This window comes from Streptomyces sp. BRA346, assembly GCF_052851135.1.
Genome location: NZ_JAIWIH010000006.1, coordinates 99,948 through 119,472 on the forward strand (window position 1 = coordinate 99,948; position 19,525 = coordinate 119,472).

17 protein-coding genes and 1 riboswitch are annotated in these 19,525 nt (G+C 69.9%); of the genes, 12 read left to right on the plus strand and 5 right to left on the minus strand.

Annotation, left to right across the window (positions count from 1 at the left end):
• Nucleotides 1-15: 15 nt before the first annotated feature.
• The gene (gene nadA, locus LCH29_RS10205; RefSeq protein ID WP_446461384.1) at nt 16-1,203 is read right to left on the minus strand and encodes a quinolinate synthase NadA; all 1,188 of its coding nucleotides are present in this window, start codon (nt 1,201-1,203) and stop codon (nt 16-18) included.
• 223 nt (nt 1,204-1,426) lie between these two features.
• On the opposite strand from nadA, the gene erpA reads away from it, so the two are divergent.
• Nucleotides 1,427-1,780: an iron-sulfur cluster insertion protein ErpA gene (gene erpA / locus LCH29_RS10210; protein WP_179933809.1), complete on the plus strand. Its 354-nt coding sequence runs from the start codon at nt 1,427-1,429 to the stop codon at nt 1,778-1,780.
• Nucleotides 1,781-1,856: 76 nt separating this feature from the next.
• Here the strand turns inward: erpA and LCH29_RS10215 are convergent, their stop codons facing one another.
• On the minus strand, nt 1,857-3,323 hold the full coding sequence (locus LCH29_RS10215) for a hypothetical protein (protein ID WP_446461385.1): 1,467 nt from the start codon (nt 3,321-3,323) through the stop codon (nt 1,857-1,859).
• 139 nt (nt 3,324-3,462) lie between these two features.
• Entirely contained in the window at nt 3,463-3,687 is a 225-nt protein-coding gene (locus tag LCH29_RS10220) for a hypothetical protein (RefSeq protein ID WP_123101587.1), read from the minus strand.
• A 159-nt stretch (nt 3,688-3,846) separates the two neighbouring features.
• Between LCH29_RS10220 and LCH29_RS10225 the strand changes: the two genes are divergently transcribed.
• Nucleotides 3,847-4,821, plus strand: a complete 975-nt coding sequence (locus LCH29_RS10225) for a carbohydrate kinase family protein (protein ID WP_446461386.1) — start codon at nt 3,847-3,849, stop codon at nt 4,819-4,821.
• A 127-nt stretch (nt 4,822-4,948) separates the two neighbouring features.
• On the opposite strand, the gene LCH29_RS10230 is transcribed toward LCH29_RS10225, so the two are convergent.
• Entirely contained in the window at nt 4,949-6,349 is a 1,401-nt protein-coding gene (locus LCH29_RS10230) for an aminotransferase class V-fold PLP-dependent enzyme (RefSeq protein ID WP_446461387.1), read from the minus strand.
• Between the two features lie 453 nt (nt 6,350-6,802).
• On the opposite strand from LCH29_RS10230, the gene ctaC reads away from it, so the two are divergent.
• The 4 genes from ctaC to LCH29_RS10250 all read left to right on the plus strand — a co-directional run bounded on the left by ctaC (nt 6,803) and on the right by LCH29_RS10250 (nt 11,442).
• Nucleotides 6,803-7,765 carry an aa3-type cytochrome oxidase subunit II gene (gene ctaC / locus LCH29_RS10235; protein WP_446461388.1) on the plus strand — a complete coding sequence of 321 codons (963 nt, stop codon included), beginning with the start codon at nt 6,803-6,805 and terminating at the stop codon, nt 7,763-7,765.
• Complete coding sequence (ctaD, locus tag LCH29_RS10240) at nt 7,762-9,501, plus strand: aa3-type cytochrome oxidase subunit I (RefSeq protein ID WP_123101579.1); 1,740 nt, start codon at nt 7,762-7,764, stop codon at nt 9,499-9,501. Before ctaC ends, ctaD begins: the two co-directional genes overlap by 4 nt.
• Nucleotides 9,498-9,896 carry a cytochrome c oxidase subunit 4 gene (locus tag LCH29_RS10245; protein WP_009718587.1) on the plus strand — a complete coding sequence of 133 codons (399 nt, stop codon included), beginning with the start codon at nt 9,498-9,500 and terminating at the stop codon, nt 9,894-9,896. Before ctaD ends, LCH29_RS10245 begins: the two co-directional genes overlap by 4 nt.
• 292 nt (nt 9,897-10,188) lie before the next feature.
• On the plus strand, nt 10,189-11,442 hold the full coding sequence (locus tag LCH29_RS10250; RefSeq protein ID WP_446461389.1) for an Ig-like domain-containing protein: 1,254 nt from the start codon (nt 10,189-10,191) through the stop codon (nt 11,440-11,442).
• 25 nt (nt 11,443-11,467) lie between these two features.
• Here LCH29_RS10250 and LCH29_RS10255 read toward each other — a convergent pair whose 3' ends face one another.
• Nucleotides 11,468-11,869 (minus strand): hypothetical protein, encoded by a 402-nt coding sequence (locus LCH29_RS10255; RefSeq protein WP_446461390.1) that lies wholly within the window; start codon nt 11,867-11,869, stop codon nt 11,468-11,470.
• A gap of 211 nt (nt 11,870-12,080) precedes the next feature.
• On the opposite strand from LCH29_RS10255, the gene ctaE reads away from it, so the two are divergent.
• From ctaE to LCH29_RS10285, 6 genes are all read left to right on the plus strand, one after another.
• Nucleotides 12,081-12,701, plus strand: a complete 621-nt coding sequence (gene ctaE, locus LCH29_RS10260) for an aa3-type cytochrome oxidase subunit III (RefSeq protein ID WP_179933802.1) — start codon at nt 12,081-12,083, stop codon at nt 12,699-12,701.
• Nucleotides 12,702-12,770: 69 nt separating this feature from the next.
• Nucleotides 12,771-13,580: a cytochrome bc1 complex diheme cytochrome c subunit gene (gene qcrC / locus LCH29_RS10265; RefSeq protein ID WP_446461391.1), complete on the plus strand. Its 810-nt coding sequence runs from the start codon at nt 12,771-12,773 to the stop codon at nt 13,578-13,580.
• A complete protein-coding gene (qcrA, locus tag LCH29_RS10270) occupies nt 13,577-14,632 on the plus strand; it encodes a cytochrome bc1 complex Rieske iron-sulfur subunit (protein WP_446461392.1) in 1,056 nt (351 codons plus the stop codon). The genes qcrC and qcrA overlap by 4 nt, the downstream gene beginning before the upstream one ends.
• Nucleotides 14,629-16,263 (plus strand): cytochrome bc1 complex cytochrome b subunit, encoded by a 1,635-nt coding sequence (gene qcrB / locus LCH29_RS10275; RefSeq protein ID WP_446461393.1) that lies wholly within the window; start codon nt 14,629-14,631, stop codon nt 16,261-16,263. Before qcrA ends, qcrB begins: the two co-directional genes overlap by 4 nt.
• Before the next feature lie 140 nt (nt 16,264-16,403).
• Nucleotides 16,404-17,483, plus strand: coding sequence for an anthranilate phosphoribosyltransferase (gene trpD, locus LCH29_RS10280; RefSeq protein WP_446461394.1), 1,080 nt, complete (start codon nt 16,404-16,406; stop codon nt 17,481-17,483).
• Between the two features lie 397 nt (nt 17,484-17,880).
• Nucleotides 17,881-17,998, plus strand: a riboswitch (SAM riboswitch).
• 156 nt (nt 17,999-18,154) lie between these two features.
• Nucleotides 18,155-19,516, plus strand: a complete 1,362-nt coding sequence (locus tag LCH29_RS10285; RefSeq protein WP_446461395.1) for an aminotransferase class V-fold PLP-dependent enzyme — start codon at nt 18,155-18,157, stop codon at nt 19,514-19,516.
• The last annotated feature ends 9 nt before the right edge of the window (nt 19,517-19,525 follow it).

Consider the following 19,525-nt stretch of genomic DNA (forward strand, 5'->3'; position numbering starts at 1 on the left):
GGGCCGGGCGAGCGGTTACGGGAGCGCCAGCATCCGTTCCAGGGCGGCCTTCGCGTGGGCCTCGGTCTCCGGGTCCACCTGGATGCGGTTCACGACCTTGCCCGCGACCAGCGACTCCAGGGCCCACACCAGGTGCGGCAGGTCGATCCGGTTCATGGTCGAGCAGAAGCACACCGTCTTGTCGAGGAAGACGATCTCCTTGCCCTCTCCGGCGAATCGGTTCGCCAGCCGCCGGACGAGGTTCAGCTCGGTGCCGATGGCCCACTTGCTGCCCGCCGGGGCGGCTTCGAGGGTCTTGATGATGTACTCCGTCGAGCCGACGAGGTCGGCCGCCGCGACCACCTCGTGCTTGCACTCGGGATGCACCAGCACGTTGACGCCGGGTATGCGCTCGCGGACGTCCCGTACGGACTCCAGCGAGAAGCGGCCGTGCACGGAGCAGTGGCCGCGCCACAGGATCATCCTGGCGTCGCGGAGCTGCTCGGCGGTCAGCCCGCCGCCGGGCTTGTGCGGGTTGTAGACGACGCAGTCCTCCAGCGACATGCCCATGTCCCGCACCGCCGTGTTGCGGCCCAGGTGCTGGTCGGGGAGGAACAGCACCTTCTCGCCCTGCTGGAACGCCCAGTCCAGGGCGCGGCGGGCGTTGGAGGAGGTGCAGATCGTGCCGCCGTGGCGGCCGGTGAAGGCCTTGATGTCGGCGGAGGAGTTCATGTACGACACCGGCACCGTCGTCCCGGCGACGCCCGCCTCGGTCAGCACGTCCCAGCACTCGGCGACCTGCTCGGCGGTCGCCATGTCGGCCATCGAGCAGCCCGCGGCCAGGTCGGGGAGGACCACCTGCTGGCCGTCGCCGGTCAGGATGTCGGCGGATTCCGCCATGAAGTGCACACCGCAGAAGACGATGTACTCGGCGTCCGGCCGGGCGGCCGCGTCACGGGCGAGCTTGAAGGAGTCACCGGTGACATCGGCGAATTCGATGACCTCGTCGCGCTGGTAGTGGTGGCCGAGCACGAAGACCTTGTCGCCGAGCTTCTCCTTGGCCGCGCGGGCGCGGGCCACCAGATCCGGGTCGGAGGGCGCGGGGAGGTCGCCGGGGCACTCCACACCACGTTCGCTCCTCGGGTCGGCGTCACGGCCGAGGAGGAGCAGCGCGAGGGGGCTCGGCTGGACGTCGAGGGGCTGGGCGGTGGTCACAACACGCACCCTTCTTTCTTCACTCGGAACCCTAATCGTCAATTTGACGCTATCTATCATAACCGCTTCACGTCATGTTGACGATGGGCATCGCGTCGATGTGACGCATTACGGTCCACTGGCCCCGTATGCGAGCATGAAGGCCAGGAAACGCGCTGGACCCGGAATGAATCCGGGGCGCCGTTGGTTGGTTCCGACGGCAAGCAGTCCGTACGACCCGGGAGAGAAGCAGATGACCGTTCAGGACGAGACCACCGCGAGCGAGGGCATCATCCTGTCCGACGCCGCCGCGTCGAAGGTCAAGAGCCTGCTGGAGCAGGAGGGCCGCGAGGATCTCGCGCTGCGCGTCGCCGTCCAGCCCGGTGGCTGCTCCGGCCTGCGCTACCAGCTCTTCTTCGACGAGCGCTCGCTCGACGGCGACGTCGTGAAGGACTTCGACGGCGTCAAGGTCGTGACCGACCGGATGAGCGCCCCGTACCTGGGCGGTGCCTCGATCGACTTCGTCGACACCATCGAGAAGCAGGGCTTCACGATCGACAACCCGAACGCCACGGGCTCCTGCGCCTGTGGCGACTCCTTCAGCTGAGCCCTGAAGCGACAGGCACAGGCGGAGGCGGCGGGTCCATCCGGACCCGCCGCCTCCGGCGCTGTGTGCCCCTTGATTACTTCTTCTGAGCCGGGACCTTGTCGCCCGTGGCCTTGTCCACGACCTCGCGGCCGTCCAGCGGCTTGTCGAGCGTGACCTTCTTCGTCATCTCCTTGGCCATGAGGATGCACGCCTGGCCCGGACGCTTCGGCTTGCTCTTGACCTCGACCGTGACCTTCTTCGACGTCTCGTCGGCGGAGACCGAGTAGGTGTCGCACACGCCGCCCCAGAAGCGCAGCGTCAGGGTCTTCCCGTCCACGCTGTACGAGGTGATGTCGTCGGCCTTGGAGCCGCGGCCCGGCGTGCCCGGCTCACTGTGCTTCTTGCCCTGGCCCGGGGTGTCGCTGCGGGGGTCCGCCTTCTTCTTGATGAACTCCGGCTTCACCGCCGGGTAGGGGAGGGTCGCCGGGACGCCGTTGGCCCCGGTCGGCTCGGTCTTGAAGATCCACGACGGCACCAGGGCCCGCTGCCCGGCGACGGAGTGCGCGGCCAGCCCGAAGGTCACCGACGTCACGGTCACCTTCCCCGACCCGGCGCCGCCGCTCTTGGGGGCCGTGGCGTTGAGCTTCTTCAGCGCCTGCTCCGCGCTGATCAGCGGATAGCTGTCGCCCTCCTCGGGCGTCGACAGCGCGCCGTTCCCGCCGGTCAGCTGACCGTCCGCGCCCACCTGGAGGCTGGTCGTCCAGCCCTGGGTGGGCAGCTTGTCCAGCACCGGGTCCGCGTTGACCATGCGCACGGCGCCGTAGCGGCCGCTCGCGTCGAGCTTCGCGTCCGTCAGCCCGAGCGCCTTGAGCACCGGCCCGGCCGTGCGCTTGGCCTTCTCCTCGGACACGGCCTTGTCGTCACCGCCGCTCTTGTCGGTGCCGCTCTTCTTGTCGCCCTCGCGGTAGGTCGGGCAGGACGTGCTGTCGGCCTCCGGCCCCGCGCCCGGCGGGTGCACACAGGTGGTGCCGCCCGCCGTCCCGAAGCGGGAGTACGACCAGTTGCCCGGGCCCTTCCGGCTCACCCGCAGCACCGGCCCCTGGCCGTCCTTCGTGCCCCCGACCTTCCAGTTGCCGTGGTCGGCGCGGGGGCTGCCGGAGACGTCCAGCGCCTTCGCCAGCCGCGCCACCTCGGCCTTGGTGACCTTGGCGTCGGTGCGGTAGACGGGTGCCTCGTCGGGTCCGTCCGGCAGCTTTCCGTCGACCTCGTAGCGGCCGCTGCCGTTCGGGTCGGGCTCGCCGACCGCGATCCCCTCGTGCCCGTCGTTCCCCGCCGGGGCGGCGTACGCGTCCAGTGCGAGGGGCTGGGGGGATCCGTCGCGGCCCGCCGAGCCCGCGCCCTGGGAGCCGCCGCCCACCGCGGTCGAGGCCCAGTAGGCGCCGCCGCCACCGGCGACCAGCACCGCTGCCGCCACCGATACGACGGCCAGCCGGGAACGCCGACGCGGCTGCGGATGGTCGTCGTCGGGGGTCTGCGGGGTGTCGGTCTCCTCGGTGCTCACCGTTTCTCTCCTTCGGCTCCGCTCACGTTGTCCGGCTTACTGCCCTCGCGAGGGGGTTGCCGGTGTGACGGGGTGAAGGGGCGGCTGGTTCCTTCCCCTGGGGCCGAAGCTTTTCGGCCGCCGTGCTCGGCCGCCGCCGTCAGTCCCCGTAGTCGGACATGCCGCCGACCAGATCGGCGGACGCGGCGGGAACCGTGATCCCGCGGATGCGCGACGGGGACACGGGCGCGGCGGGAGGCGCTACGGTGACCACCGGGACCGACCAGTGCGGCGCCATCCGCGCCCCGTAGCCGCGCAGTTCGGCCAGGGCCTCGGGCTCGATCGCCCCGGCGGCGGCCTGGGCGGGGGTGACGTGCTGCGGCATACGGCCTCCCGGTCCGAGGGGGCCGTACGGGCACGAGCCCCGTCATCTCTGCACCGTATGCCCTACTACCGGGTAGTTCCTCCCGTTCGTAAGCGGCCCGGGAAGCCGATAGCGTGAAGCGTCCGATTTCGCCGCCGCCCCGAAACAGGAGCAGCTCTCGTGCGTATCGCCGTCACCGGCTCCATTGCCACCGACCATCTGATGACCTTCCCCGGACGCTTCGCCGATCAGCTGGTCGCCGACCAGTTGCACACGGTCTCCCTCTCCTTCCTGGTCGACACCCTCGAAGTCCGCCGGGGCGGGGTCGCCCCGAACATCTGCTTCGGCATGGGGGTGCTCGGGCTGCGCCCGATCCTGGTCGGCGCGGCCGGCGAGGACTTCGCCGAATACCGTGCCTGGCTGGACCGGCACGGCGTGGACACCGAATCCGTCCGGATCTCCGGGACGCAGCACACCGCGCGTTTCGTCTGCACCACGGACGAGGACCACAACCAGATCGCCTCCTTCTACACCGGAGCGATGAGCGAGGCCCGCCAGATCGAGCTCCAGCCGGTCGCCGACCGGGTCGGCGGCCTCGACCTGGTGCTCATCGGCGCGGACGACCCGGAGGCGATGGTCCGCCACACCGAGGAGTGCCGCTCGCGCGGCATCCCGTTCGCCGCGGACCCCTCCCAGCAGCTCGCCCGCATGGACGGCGAGGACATCCGGGTGCTGGTGGGCGGCGCGCAGTACCTCTTCACCAATGAGTACGAGGCCGCGCTGATCGAGACCAAGACCGGCTGGACCTCGGAGCAGATCCTCGCCAAGGTCGGCACCCGCATCACCACGCTGGGCGCCCAGGGCGTCCGGATCGAGCACGACGGCGAGGAGCCGATCGTCGTCGGCTGCGCCGAGGAGGAGCAGAAGGCCGACCCGACGGGCGTCGGCGACGCCTTCCGCGCGGGCTTCCTCTCCGGCCTGTCCTGGAACCTCCCGCTGGAGCGCGCCGCCCAGGTGGGCTGCATGCTCGCGACGCTCGTCATCGAGACGGTCGGCACGCAGGAGTACGAGCTGCGCCGCGGCCACTTCATGGAGCGCTTCGCCAAGGCCTACGGCCACGAAGCGGCGGCCGAGATCGGCGACCACCTGGCCTGACGGCCCGGTACGGCACACGACGGCGGGGCCGGGGGAACGTTCCTCCGGCCCCGCCGCCGTCTCCGCTCCAGGCCCGGCGGCTTCACACCCGGCCCCTTCACCCCCGGCCCCTTCACACCCGACGGCTTCAGGCCCGGCGGCGCACCCGGTACGCCGTGCCGCGCTCGGCGGGGCGCTCACCCTCGTACGTCTGCCCCCGCATCTCGCACCACGCCGGGATGTCCAGCCGCGCCGCCTCGTCGTCGGACAGCACGGTCACCACCTCGCCCACCGGTACGTCGCCGATGACCTTGGCCAGTTCGATCACCGGAATCGGGCACCGCTTGCCCAGCGAATCGACGATCAGGCCAGGAGTCTCGGAAGCGGCCTCCGCGGCAGCGGCACCGGCCGCCTCCGGGGCGCCCAGTCGCTCGCGGACCCCGGCCACCACGCCCGGCAGCACCTCCAGGAACCGTTCCACGTCCGTCCCCGCGGTCCCGCGCGGGAGCGAGACGCGGATGTTGCCCTCGGACAGCACCCCCATGGCCCTCAGCACATGGCTGGGGACCAGCGTGCTCGACGTGCACGACGACCCGGACGAGACCGAGAACTCCGCCCGGTCCAGCTCGTGCAGCAGCGCCTCTCCGTCGACATAGAGACACGAGAAGGTGACCAGGTGCGGCAGCCGCCGCTCCGGGTCGCCGACCACCTCCACGTCCGGCACCAGGTCCGGCACCCGGGCCCGGATGCGGTCCACCAGCCCCCGCAGCCGCTCCGCCTCCTCCGCGGCCTCGGCCCGTACGGCGCGCAGCGAGGCGGCGGCCGCGACGATGGCCGGGAGGTTCTCGAAGCCCGGGGCGCGGCCCGACTCCCGCTCGTCCACCGGGGCCGGACGGAACCGCGTGCCCTTGCGCACCGCGAGGAGCCCGACCCCGGCCGGGCCGCCCCACTTGTGGGCGCTCGCGGTGAGCAGCGACCACCGGCCCTCCACCGGGCCCCAGCCCAGCGACTGCGCCGCGTCCACCAGCAGCGGCACGCCGTCCGCCGCGCACGCCTCCGCCGCCTCGGCCACCGGCTGCACCGTGCCGACCTCGTGGTTGGCGGACTGGAGGCAGGCCAGCGCGATGTCGTCGGGCGCCTCGCGCAGGGCCGCCGCGTAACGCTCCGGCGCGACCCGTCCCGTACGGTCCACCGGGACCTCGGTGACCGTGCCGCCGGACGCCTCGTGCGCCGCCGCGGCCTGGAACACCGCGGAGTGCTCCACGGCGGAGACGATCAGCCGCCGCCCGGCCCGCCGGCGCCCGGCGAGCGCCCCGGCGATGCCGTCGTGCAGGGCGCGGGTCCCCGAGGGGGTGAAGGCCAGCTCGTCCGGGCGGCATCCCACGGCCTCGGCGGCCGTCTCCCGCGCGGCGTCCAGCAGCAGCCGGGCGCGCCGTCCCTCGCGGTAGAGCCGGGCCGGGTCGGCCCACCCCTCGTCGAGGGCGGCGAGCAGCGCCTGCCGGGCCACGGGATGCAGAGGTGCGGACGAGGCCGCGTCGAAATAGGGCACGTAAAGAACGCTAGTCGCTGTGCCCGGCGCACGGCTCAGGACGGAAATCCGGCGCACCGCTCATGACAAGAATCCGGCGCACCGCTCATGACAAAAACGCGCAGGTGCCACGCACGGGCGTACGGCGTGCCGACGCGCGGCATCACACGAACGGGGCGGTGCCCGCACCACCTGTACCCCGGCCGTTCCCCGGCCACACCCCGCACCGCCCGCGGGCCCGGAAAACGCTGGCGGAGCAGGTCATTCCGTTGGGATTCCACGGTGTTCCTGCGGCGATGCCACCCCTTCGGGGAGGGGTGCGGCGCGTTGGGCACCCTCCCCGCGCAGCGCCAAATGGCGTCCAGTAGGGTTTGGTCCGCATAAACATCCAAACCCCTGCCCGCACCGGGCCGGCGACCGACCAGATGACGGCCGCGGCCGACCGCGCGGGCGAGACTCTCGGGAAGGCGCTACGTGAGTCCCAACGGCTCCGACCGCTCGTCGCGGCGCCCGGTGCGGCGGAAGCTGCTGCAGGCGCTGTCCGCGGGCTTGGTCCTGGCGACCGCCACCGGTTGCACATCCAAGGACTTCCCCCGCCTCGGATTGCCCACCCCGGCTACAGAGGAGGCGCCGCGGATCCTCTCCCTGTGGCAGGGCTCGTGGGCAGCAGCGCTCGCCGTGGGCGTGCTGGTCTGGGGCCTGATCCTGTGGTCGGTCGTCCTCCACCGCAGGGCCAGGACCAGGATCGAGGTCCCGGTACAGGTCCGGTACAACATGCCCCTCGAGGCACTGTTCACCGTGGTCCCGATCATCATCGTCTCGGTGCTGTTCTACTTCACCGCGCGCGATGAGAACGCCCTCCTCAAGACCTCCAAGAAGCCCGATCACGTGGTCAACGTCGTTGGCTACCAGTGGAGCTGGGGCTTCAACTACATGGAGAACGTCGACGGGAACGCGGCCAGCCCCAAGGCCACCCCGAAGGAGGTGTCGTCCATCCCCGACAAGATGCTCGACACCGTCCCCAAGGGCGCCGAGGGCGTCTACGAGACCGGCACCCCCGGTGAGCGGAATCCGCAGAACGGCAACCCGGGTCCGACCCTGTGGCTGCCCAAGGGTGAGTCGGTCGAGTTCATCCTGACCTCCCGCGATGTCATCCACTCGTTCTGGGTGGTCCCCTTCCTGATGAAGATGGACGTCATCCCGGGCCACGCCAACCGGTTCGAGGTCACCCCGAACCGTGAGGGCACCTTCAAGGGCAAGTGCGCCGAGCTGTGCGGTGTCGACCACTCCCGCATGCTCTTCAACGTCAAGGTCGTTTCCCCGGAGCGCTACCAGCAGCACCTGAAGGACCTGGCGAAGAAGGGCCAGACGGGATACATCCCGGCGGGCATTGCGCAGACGGACCCCGCCAAGAACGCGGAGACCAAGACACAGTGAGCATCCTCAACGAACCCCAGGGTGCCGACGCAACCGCCTCGTACGAGGATGAGTTGCCGGTGCGCCGCAAGCAGCCCGGCAATGTCGTCGTCAAGTGGCTGACCACCACGGACCACAAGACGATCGGCACGCTCTACCTGGTCACGTCGTTCGCGTTCTTCTGCATCGGCGGACTGATGGCGCTCTTCATGCGCGCCGAGCTGGCCCGCCCGGGCACGCAGATCATGTCGAACGAGCAGTTCAACCAGGCGTTCACCATGCATGGCACGATCATGCTGCTGATGTTCGCCACCCCGCTGTTCGCGGGCTTCACGAACTGGATCATGCCGCTCCAGATCGGCGCGCCCGACGTGGCGTTCCCGCGGCTGAACATGTTCGCGTACTGGCTGTACCTCTTCGGCTCGCTCATCGCGGTGGGCGGCTTCCTGACCCCGCAGGGCGCGGCCGACTTCGGCTGGTTCGCGTACTCGCCGCTGTCGGACGCGGTCCGCTCGCCGGGCGTCGGTGCCGACATGTGGATCATGGGTCTGGCCTTCTCCGGCTTCGGCACGATCCTCGGTGCGGTCAACTTCATCACCACGATCATCTGCATGCGCGCTCCCGGCATGACGATGTTCCGCATGCCGATCTTCACCTGGAACGTGCTGCTGACCGCCGTTCTGGTGCTGCTCGCCTTCCCGGTGCTGGCCGCCGCGCTGTTCGCCCTGGAGGCGGACCGTAAATTCGGGGCGCATGTCTTCGACGCGGCCAATGGCGGGGCGTTGTTGTGGCAACACCTCTTCTGGTTCTTCGGACACCCAGAGGTGTACATCATCGCGCTGCCGTTCTTCGGCATCATCTCCGAGGTCATCCCGGTCTTCTCGCGCAAGCCGATGTTCGGTTACTTCACCCTGGTCGCCGCGACGATCTCCATCGCGGGTCTGTCCGTGACCGTGTGGGCGCACCACATGTACGTCACCGGCGGGGTGCTCCTGCCGTTCTTCTCCTTCATGACGTTCCTGATCGCGGTTCCGACCGGTATCAAGTTCTTCAACTGGATCGGCACGATGTGGAAGGGCTCGCTGAGCTTCGAGACCCCGATGCTCTGGGCGATCGGCTTCCTCATCACCTTCACCTTCGGTGGTCTCACCGGCGTCATCCTGGCGTCGCCGCCGATGGACTTCCACGTCTCCGACTCGTACTTCGTGGTGGCCCACTTCCACTACGTGGTCTTCGGCACCGTGGTCTTCGCGATGTTCTCCGGCTTCCACTTCTGGTGGCCGAAGATGACCGGCAAGATGCTGGACGAGAAGCTCGGCAAGATCACCTTCTGGACGCTGTTCATCGGCTTCCACGGCACCTTCCTGGTGCAGCACTGGCTGGGCGCCGAGGGTATGCCGCGCCGGTACGCCGACTACCTGGCGGCCGACGGCTTCACCGCGCTGAACACGATCTCCACGATCAGCTCGTTCCTGCTCGGCCTGTCGATCCTGCCGTTCCTCTACAACGTCTGGAAGACCGCCAAGTACGGCAAGAAGATCGAGGTCGACGACCCGTGGGGCTACGGCCGCTCGCTGGAGTGGGCGACCTCCTGCCCGCCGCCGCGGCACAACTTCCTCACCCTGCCGCGGATCCGTTCCGAATCCCCGGCGTTCGACCTGCACCACCCCGAGATCGCGGCGCTCGACCAGCTCGAGCACCAGGGTGCGGCCGACCAGGACAAGGCCCTCGCGGGTGGTAAGGAGGCCGACAAGTGAAGGTCCAAGGCCGGATGTTCATCTGGCTCGCCGTCTTCATCCTGCTGATGGCGGTCGTCTACGGCGTGTGGTCGAAGGAGCCCGCCGGTACCACGGCGCTGTTCCTCGCCTTCGGGCTGAGCATCATGATCGGCTTCTATCTGGCGTTCACCGCGCGCCGGGTGGATGTCGGAGCGCAGGACAACAAGGACGCGGACGTCGCGGACGACGCCGGTGAGCTGGGCTTCTTCTCCCCGCACAGCTGGCAGCCGCTGTCCCTGGCCGTCGGTGGCGCCCTGGCCTTCATGGGTGTCGTCTTCGGCTGGTGGCTGCTGTTCTTCTCCGCCCCGATCATCATGGTCGGCCTCTTCGGGTGGGTCTTCGAGTACTACCGCGGCGAGAACCAGAACCAGTAGCAGGCTCTCTCGGAGGGGCCCGGCACCGACCTCGGTGCCGGGCCCCTCCGCGTTTGAGGCTCGGTTCGCCTCCGGGGCGCCTCAGCCCCTGTCGACGGTCGACCGTGCTCGGTCGCTCGCGCGGGAGCCGCACATCAATACGAGCCCTCGCTCCCTGCGCGCGCTCTCCCTTCCGACAGCGGCGCGCCCCTTCGGCCCGCCCCCAGCTACCGCTGGGAGGTGCCCCCTGCCGTGTCACCCTGCTGCCTCGTCCGGCGCGCCGTCCACCGCGGGTGTCCATAGCGTGAGCTGCATGAACCACACACCTCGATCTCCTCGAACCCGGGCGGTGCTCTCCAGTGCCCTGCTGGTGGCGTCGCTGATAGCGGGTCTCAGCGGATGCGGGGGCCCCTCCTCGGACCCGCTGTCCGCCAAGCCGTACGACGCCGCCGACCAGATCTCCTTCAGCGGTGAGAGCGGCGCACGCAACGCCGATCCGGACCGGCCGCTCCAAGTGACCGCCAAGGGCGACGACGGCCGGATCACGGACGTCACCGCCACCGACGCTGCGGGCCGGTACGTACGGGGCGAACTGACGCCGGACGGCAGCCGGTGGCGCTCCACCGTGCCGCTGGCGGCGGGCGCCCACTACACGCTGCGGGTGTCCACGGAGGACTCGGGCGGCGCGCCGGGCCGCCGTACGATCGACTTCACCACCAGCTCCAAGCGCAAGCTGCTGAAGGTCACCTTCGGCCCGAAGTCGGGCGAGTACGGGGTGGGCCAGCCGATCACCGCCAAGCTGAGCCGCCCGGTGAAGGACCCCTCGGCCCGGGCCGTGGTCGAGCGGGGTCTGAAGGTCGACTCACAGCCCGCGGTGGAGGGTGTCTGGCACTGGGTGAACAGCAAGACGCTGCACTACCGCCCGGCCGAGTACTGGCCCGCGCACGCCACCGTCAAGGTCCACTCCAACCTCAAGGGCATCAGGGTCGGCGGCGGGCTCTACGGCGGTGACGCCAAGCCGCTGAAGATCACCACCGGCGACCGGATCGAGGCCCTGACCGACTCCGGGACCCACCAGATGACGGTGCGGCGCAACGGGCAGGTGATCCGGACCATCCCGATCACGACCGGTATGCCCGGGTTCGACACCCGTAACGGCACCAAGGTGATCCTCGCCAAGGAGTCGGCGGTGCGAATGACGGGCGCCAGCATCGGTCTCGGCGCCGGTTCCTACGATCTGATGGTCTACTGGGCGGCCCGGGTCACCGAAAGCGGTGAATACGTCCACGCCGCGCCCTGGTCGACGGGCTCACAGGGCTACGCCAACGTCAGCCACGGCTGCACCGGCATGTCCACCGCGAACGCCCAGTGGTTCTTCAACACCGTGCACCTCGGCGACCTCGTCACGGTCGTCAACAGCAACGGGGACGACATGGCCACGTTCGGCAACGGCTACGGCGACTGGAACATGGCCTGGACCGACTGGCGTCAGGGCAGCGCCCTCGCCGCCGGTCAGCGGGACGGCAGCACCCCGGCCGACTCGGCCCGGCTCCGCCCCATGGCATGACCGCGTGACGCCGCACCGCGTGCGGTCAGGCGCCCACCGCGAGCCGCTTGCGAAGCAGCCCGGCCAGCGCGTCCGTCAGGGCCACCGGGTCCACCGGATGCGTCACCGCGGCCTCCGCGCGGCTCCAGGTGGCCAGCCAGGCGTCCTGCGGGCGGCCGATGAGCAGCACCACCGGCGGGCACTGGAAGATCTCGTCCTTGATCTGCCGGCAGACGCCCATCCCGCCCGCGGGGGCCGACTCCCCGTCCAGGACGCACACGTCGATCCCGCCGTCCTCCAGGGCCTCCAGGACGGCCGGGAGCGTCGCGCACTCCACGAACTCCACCGGAGGCAGATCGGCGGCGGGCCGGCGACCGGTCGCGAGCCGCACCTGTTCGCGGGTGTTCGCGTCGTCGCTGTAGACCAGCACCGTGGCGGTCGGCCGCATCGTTTCCTCCGCATCAGCCAAGGGGACTACCGGGCTCCTGTGGCGGATGTTACTCCCGTACAGCCTTCCGGAGGAGGGGGCGAACCGATCTCTCCCTCCTTCGAGGGATCACCCGGAACAGCCGCGACGAGCAGCGTCGATGCCCTTGACGCCGCCCTGGACACTCCGAACGGCACCCCCGGGAGTGAGGGCCGGATAAGCGACCGACATAATGTCGGTCGTGGCGACAGCAACGACAGTAGAAACCGGGCACGCGCACCCGTCGGTCAACCGGCCGAACCTCACCAGTGTCGGAACCATCATCTGGTTGAGTTCCGAGCTGATGTTCTTCGCGGCCCTCTTCGCGATGTACTTCACCCTGCGATCGGTGACCGGAGCCGAGCACTGGAAGGAAATGGCGTCCGCGCTGAACTTCCCGTTCTCGGCGACGAACACCACGATCCTCGTGCTCTCCTCCCTCACCTGCCAGCTCGGTGTCTTCGCCGCCGAGCGCGGCGACGTGAGGAAGCTGCGCTCCTGGTTCGTGATCACCTTCATCATGGGCGCGATCTTCATCGGCGGTCAGATCTTCGAGTACACCGAGCTGGTCAAGAAGGACGGGCTTTCGCTCTCCTCCGACCCGTACGGCTCGGTGTTCTACCTGACCACCGGTTTCCACGGACTGCATGTGACGGGCGGGCTCATCGCCTTCCTGCTGGTCCTGGGGAGGACGTACGCGGCCAAGAGGTTCACCCACCAGCAGGCGACGGCGGCCATCGTCGTGTCCTACTACTGGCACTTCGTCGATGTCGTCTGGATCGGCCTCTTCGCCACGATCTACATGATCAAGTAAGCCGGTCACCGCGACCGGAAGCACGTCCTTAAAGCATCGACGCAGAAGATCCTGACACCGGGGTAATCCGTGAAAAAGCTCTCCGCACGACGGCGCCATCCGCTGGCTGCGCTCGTCGTCCTACTCTTCGCGCTGGCGGTCACTGGGGGGCTGTACGCCGCGTTCTCGCCGAGCGAGGCGAAGGCCGATGACAGCTCCGCCCAGTCCCTCGCCATCGAGGAGGGCAAGAAGCTCTATTCCGTCGGCTGCGCCAGCTGCCACGGTACGGGCGGTCAGGGGACCACTGACGGCCCGAGTCTGGTCGGCGTCGGCTCGGCGGCCGTCGACTTCCAGGTCGGCACCGGCCGGATGCCCGCCCAGCAGCCGGGCGCCCAGGTGCCGAAGAAGAAGAAGGTCTACTCGGACGCCGAGATCGAGCAGCTGGCCGCGTACATCTCCTCGCTCGGCGCCGGGCCGGTGACGCCCTCCAAGGGCCAGTACAGCACCGACGACGCGGATGTCGCGAAGGGCGGAGAGCTCTTCCGTACGAACTGCGCGCAGTGCCACAACTTCGCCGGCAAGGGTGGTGCCCTCACCAACGGCAAGTACGCGCCGTCCCTCGAGGGCGTGAGCAAGAAGCATCTGTACGAGGCCATGCAGACGGGCCCGCAGAACATGCCCTCCTTCCCCGACACCACGATGCCGGAGAAGAACAAGCAGGACATCATCGCGTACCTCGAAACGGTCAACAGCGACAAGTCCAAGACCCCCGGTGGCCTTGAGCTCGGCGGGCTCGGCCCGGTCAGTGAGGGCCTCTTCGCCTGGGTCTTCGGCATGGGCGCGCTGATCGTCCTCACCATCTGGGTCGCCGCCCGGACCGCAAAGGCCAAGAAGTCATGAGTAGCCACGAGATTTCACAAGCAGAAGAGAAGCTGCCCGAGGAGCGGGCGGAGGGCGGCGCGACCGTAGTCGCGGAAGACCCGTTCGCCGACCCGGGGCTGCCCCCGCACGAGCACCGTCAGCAGGACATCGACGAGCGGGCCGCCCAGCGGTCCGAGCGCACCGTCGCCCTGATGTTCACGGTCTCGATGCTGGCGACGATCGCCTTCATCGCCTCCTACGTGGCGCTGCCGGTCGACAAGTACATCTACGTCTTCCCGATCGGCCACATCAGCGCGCTGAACTTCGCGCTGGGTGTCACCCTCGGCATCGCGCTGTTCTGCATCGGCGCCGGTGCGGTCCACTGGGCCCGCACCCTGATGTCCGACGTGGAGATCGCCGACGAGCGGCACCCCATCGAGGCGAGCCCCGAGGTCAAGGCGAAGGTCCTCGACGACTTCGCGGCGGGTGCCAAGGAGTCCGGCTTCGGCCGCCGCAAGCTCGCCCGCAACACCCTCTTCGGCGCGCTCGCGCTGGTGCCGCTCTCCGGCGTCGTGCTGCTGCGCGACCTCGGTCCGCTGCCGGGCACCAAGCTCCGGCACACCGAGTGGGCCAAGGGCAAGCGGCTCATGAACTACAACACCATGCAGCCGCTGCGGCCCGAGGACATCTCCGTGGGCTCCCTGACCTTCGCCATGCCCGAGGGCATGAGCGAGGAGGACCACGACTTCCAGACCCAGATCGCCAAGGCCGCCCTGATGCTGGTCCGGCTCCAGCCGGAGAACATCAAGGACAAGCGCGAGCTGGACTGGTCGCACGAGGGCATCGTCGCCTTCTCGAAGATCTGCACCCACGTCGGCTGCCCGATCAACCTGTACGAGCAGCAGACCCACCACGTCCTGTGCCCCTGCCACCAGTCGACGTTCGACCTCTCCGACGGTGGCCGAGTGATCTTCGGTCCGGCCGGTCACGCACTGCCCCAGCTGCGGATCAGGGCCAATGACCAGGGGTACCTCGAAGCCATGGGCGACTTCTCGGAGCCCGTCGGTCCTGCTTACTGGGAGCGCGGATGAGTACTGAAAACGAGCAGGCGCCACGGCGCGGCAAGGCGCCCGCGGGCGAGCGCGTCGCCGACTGGGCCGACGGCCGGCTGGGCATCTACAGCCTGGCCCGGGCCAACATGCGCAAGATCTTCCCGGACCACTGGTCCTTCATGCTGGGCGAGGTCGCGCTCTACAGCTTCATCATCATCATCCTCACGGGTGTGTACCTGACGCTGTTCTTCCACCCCAGCATGGAAGAGGTCGTGTACCACGGCCCGTACGTCCCGATGCAGGGCGTCCGGATGTCCGAGGCGTTCGCCTCGACGCTCGACATCAGCTTCGAGGTGCGCGGCGGTCTGCTGATCCGGCAGATCCACCACTGGGCCGCGCTGGTCTTCCTCTGCGCGATGTTCGTGCACATGATGCGCGTCTTCTTCACCGGCGCGTTCCGCAAGCCGCGTGAGATCAACTGGCTGTTCGGCTTCCTGCTGTTCTTCCTCGGCATGCTGACCGGCTTCACCGGCTACTCGCTCCCCGACGACCTGCTCTCCGGCACCGGTCTGCGGTTCATCGAGGGCGTGTTCCTGTCGATCCCGGTCGTCGGCACCTACATCTCGATGTTCGTGTTCGGCGGCGAGTTCCCGGGCATGGACCTCATCCCGAGGCTCTACCCGGTCCACGTCCTGCTGCTGCCGGGCATCATGCTCGGCCTGCTGGTGGCGCACCTGATCCTGGTCTTCTACCACAAGCACACGCAGTACCCCGGGGCCGGCAAGACCAACAAGAACGTCGTCGGCATGCCCCTGCTGCCGGTCTACATGGCCAAGGCGGGCGGCTTCTTCTTCCTGGTCTTCGGCGTCATCGCGGCCATCTCCGCGATCGCGACCATCAACCCGGTCTGGACCATCGGCCCCTACCGGCCCGACCAGGTCTCCACCGGCGCCCAGCCCGACTGGTACATGGGCTTCGCCGAGGGTCTGGTCCGTGTGATGCCCGCCTGGGAGATCAACGCCTGGGGTCATACGCTCGTCCTGGGCGTGTTCATCCCGATCGTGCTCTTCCCGCTGGTCCTCTTCGCGATCGGCCTCTACCCCTTCATCGAGGGCTGGATCACCGGCGACAAGCGCGAGCACCACATCCTGGACCGCCCGCGCAACGCCCCGACCCGTACGGCCTTCGGTGTCGCCTGGCTGACCGCGTACTTCGTGATGCTGATCGGCGGCGGCAACGACCTGTGGGCCACCCACTTCCACCTGTCGATCAACTCGATCACCTGGTTCGTGCGGATCGGCTTCTTCGCCGGCCCGGTCCTCGCGTTCATCGCCACCAAGCGGATCTGCCTCGGCCTCCAGCGCCGCGACAAGGAGAAGGTGCTGCACGGTCGCGAGACCGGCATCATCAAGCGCCTGCCGCACGGTGAGTTCATCGAGGTGCACGAGCCGCTCACGCAGGAGCAGCTGCACGTGCTCACCCAGCACGAGCAGCCGAAGGCGTACGAGATCGGCCCCGAGGTCGACGAGAACGGCGTCCGCCGCAAGGTCAAGGGGTCGCAGAAGCTGCGGGCCAGGCTGTCCAAGTCGTACTACGGCAAGGACGCCTTCATCCCGAAGCCGACCTCCGAGGAGTACAAGGAGATCACCAGCGGCCACGGCCACCACTGATCTCTTCCGTCATCTGACGCCACAGACCGGGGCCCCGGCCCGGACCTCACCGTCCGGACCGGGGCCCCGGTCGTGGTCATGAACGTCTTCCGCGCCGATAGGCTTGGCCTGATCGAGCCATAGCCACTCAGGAGCGGACCATGGACGTTGTGACCCCAGCCGGAGGCGACAGCACCGCGACGGCCCGCACCTGGCCGGATGTGCTCAGCTCCCTCCTCGGCGGCCAGGACCTCGGGGCCGACGACACCGCCTGGGCCATGGACCGCATCATGCGCGGGGAGGCCACCGACGCCCAGATCGCCGGGTTCGCGGTCGCGCTGCGGGCCAAGGGCGAGACCGTGGCCGAGCTGTCCGGCCTCGTCCGCGCCATGTACGGGCACGCCAAGACGATCGAGGTGCCCGGGCCGACCGTCGACATCGTCGGCACGGGCGGCGACCGTGCCAAGACCGTCAACATCTCGACCATGTCCGCCCTGGTGGCGGCCGGGGCGGGCGCGCGCGTCGTCAAGCACGGCAACCGCGCCTCGTCCTCCGCGAGCGGCGCCTCCGACGTCCTGGAGAAGCTCGGCGTCAACCTGGATCTGAGCCCGGCGCGGGTGGCCGAGATCGCCGAGGAAGCGGGCATCACCATGTGCTTCGCGGTCAAGTTCCACCCGTCGCTGCGGCACGTCGCGGCGGCCCGCCGCGAGCTGGGCATCGCCACCCCGTTCAACTTCCTCGGCCCGCTCACCAACCCGGCCCGGGTCCGCTGCCAGGTGACGGGCGTCGCCGATGCCCGCATGGCGCCGATCATGGCCGGGGTGCTGGCCGAGCGGGGCTCCTCGGCGCTGGTCTTCCGGGGCGACGACGGTCTGGACGAGCTGACCGTCACCGCGACCTCCCAGGTGTGGGTGGTGCGGGACGGCACGGTCCGCCGGGAGACGTTCGACCCGCGCGACATCGGCTTCGACCTGGCCCCGGTGGAGGCGCTGCGCGGCGCCGACGCCTCGCACAACGCGGACGTGGCCCGCCGCCTGCTGGCGGGCGAGACGGGCCCGGTCCGCGACGCGGTCCTCCTGAACTCGGCCGCCGCCCTGGCGACCCTGGACTGGGACCGCGAGCCCGCTGACACCCCGCTCCCGGCCCGCATCGCGGCGGGCGTCACCCGAGCCGCCGCCTCGATCGACTCGGGCGCCGCGAGGCAGTCCCTGGAACGGTGGGTCCGGGCCAGCAACGCGTAACGGGCGCCTGGGGTTTCGTTGCCGGGTGCGGCCCGGTGGCCGGGTTGTGCCCACCCGTTCCTCCCCCAGCTACCGCTGGGAGGTGCCCCCTCCGCGGAACGATTGCCCACAACCAGGTCGACCTCCCCAACCTCGCGCCCGCTCCTCAGCCCTCGCGCCCGCTCCTCAGCTCTTGCCCCGTCCCCAGCCCTCCGGGCGTACCACCCAGCCCCTCCGGCGTTTGAGGAGCGGGGGTGCAGGGGGCGGAGCCCCGGCGGGGTCGGGGGCGGAGCCCCGGTGGGGCCCGGGGGCTTGCCCCCGGTTTCGGGGAGGGGCGGGGTGGGGGAAGCCCCCGCCCCGCGTCCACTATGCGGACGCGCGCTGAGGTGTCGCGCGTCCGCATGGCATAATCCCCCCAGGTCACGAGCGACAGCGACTTCGGCCCCGGCCCGCTGTCCGGCAACCCTCCGTCCGTGGCGGGGTGCCCCGGGTGATGACCAGGCCGCCCGCAGCGAGGCGTGCGGCAAGCGCGGACCCCTCGCACTAGGGGTCCTGGTGGTCGAGGGAGTTTCTCCGTGACGCAGCGAATGCGCTAGGGCCGCAGCGCCCCGTTTTCCCCCCTGCTCCGCGCGGAGCCCACCGTGCGTTGAGCGAGTTTCCGCATGCTCGCAACCCCATCGGGAGAATTCGCCATGTCCGTGTGCCCTTCTGCTGTCGAGACCTCCGCCCCGCTCGCCGTCCTCGGCAGTGACGTCACCGTGCCCCTGGTCACCGGCGGTGAGGTGACCTACGCAGCCCTCGACTACGCGGCCAGCGCGCCCGCCCTGCGGCGGGTGTGGGACGACGTCGCCGCGTACGCCCCGTACTACGGGAGCGTCCACCGCGGCGCGGGGTACCTGTCGCAGTTGTCGACGGACCTCTTCGAGACGAGCCGCAAGGACGTCGCGGCGTTTCTGGGGTGCCGGGAGGACGACCAGGTGGTCTTCACCCGCTCGACCACCGACTCGCTCAACCTGCTGGCCGCCGCGCTGCCCACCGGCACGGAGGTGTTCGTGTTCGAGACCGAGCACCACGCCTCGCTGCTGCCGTGGGAGCAGCGGGAGGACACCCGGGTGACCTACCTGAGCGCGCCGCGCTCGCCGCGGGAGGCCGTGGAGACGCTGGAGAAGGCGCTGGCGGGGCGGGCCGGGGGCCCGGCGCTGGTGTGCGTGACGGGCGCGTCGAACGTGACGGGCGAGCTGTGGCCGGTGCGGGAGCTGGCCGCGGCGGCGCACGCGCGGGGCGCCCGTATCGTGCTGGACGCCGCGCAGCTGGCCCCGCACCACCCGGTGGACATCGCGGAGGCGGACGTGGACTGGGTGGCGTTCTCGGGGCACAAGCTGTACGCGCCGTTCGGGGCGGGCGTCCTGGCGGGCCGGGCCGACTGGCTGCGCGAGGCGCGGCCGTACCTGGCGGGCGGCGGCGCGAGCCGCAAGGTCGCGCGGCGGGACGACGGCGGGGTGGACGTCGAGTGGCACACCACCGCGGCGCGGCACGAGGCCGGTTCGCCGAACGTGATCGGGGTGTACGCGATCGCCTCGGCGTGCAGGGCGCTGTCCGAGGCCGGGTTCGACGGCCTGGTGGCGCGGGAGCGGCAGCTGATCGCGACCGTACGGGAGGGGCTGGCGGAGGTGCCCGAGGTGCGGCTGCTGTCGCTGTTCGGCGACGACGCGCCGCGCGTGGGGGTGCTGTCGTTCGTCGTGGAGGGCTGGAACAGCTCGCACTTCGCGGCGGCGCTGTCCGCGGAGTACGGGATCGGCGTACGGGACGGGCTGTTCTGCGCGCATCCGCTGGTGCGGACCCTGCTGGGTGGCGAGGCCGGCGACCCGGGGGAGTGCGGCGCGCCCGAGGCCGCCCCGGGGGAGCGCTCCCTGAACGCGATCCGCGTCAGCTTCGGCGCGGGCACCCCGGATGAGCATGTGGAGCGCTTCGTCCGGGCGGTGAAGGAGCTGGTCCGGGACGGCGCGAAGTGGGAGTACCGCACGGAGGACGGCCGCTGCGTGCCCGCGCGCTAGCCCGATACG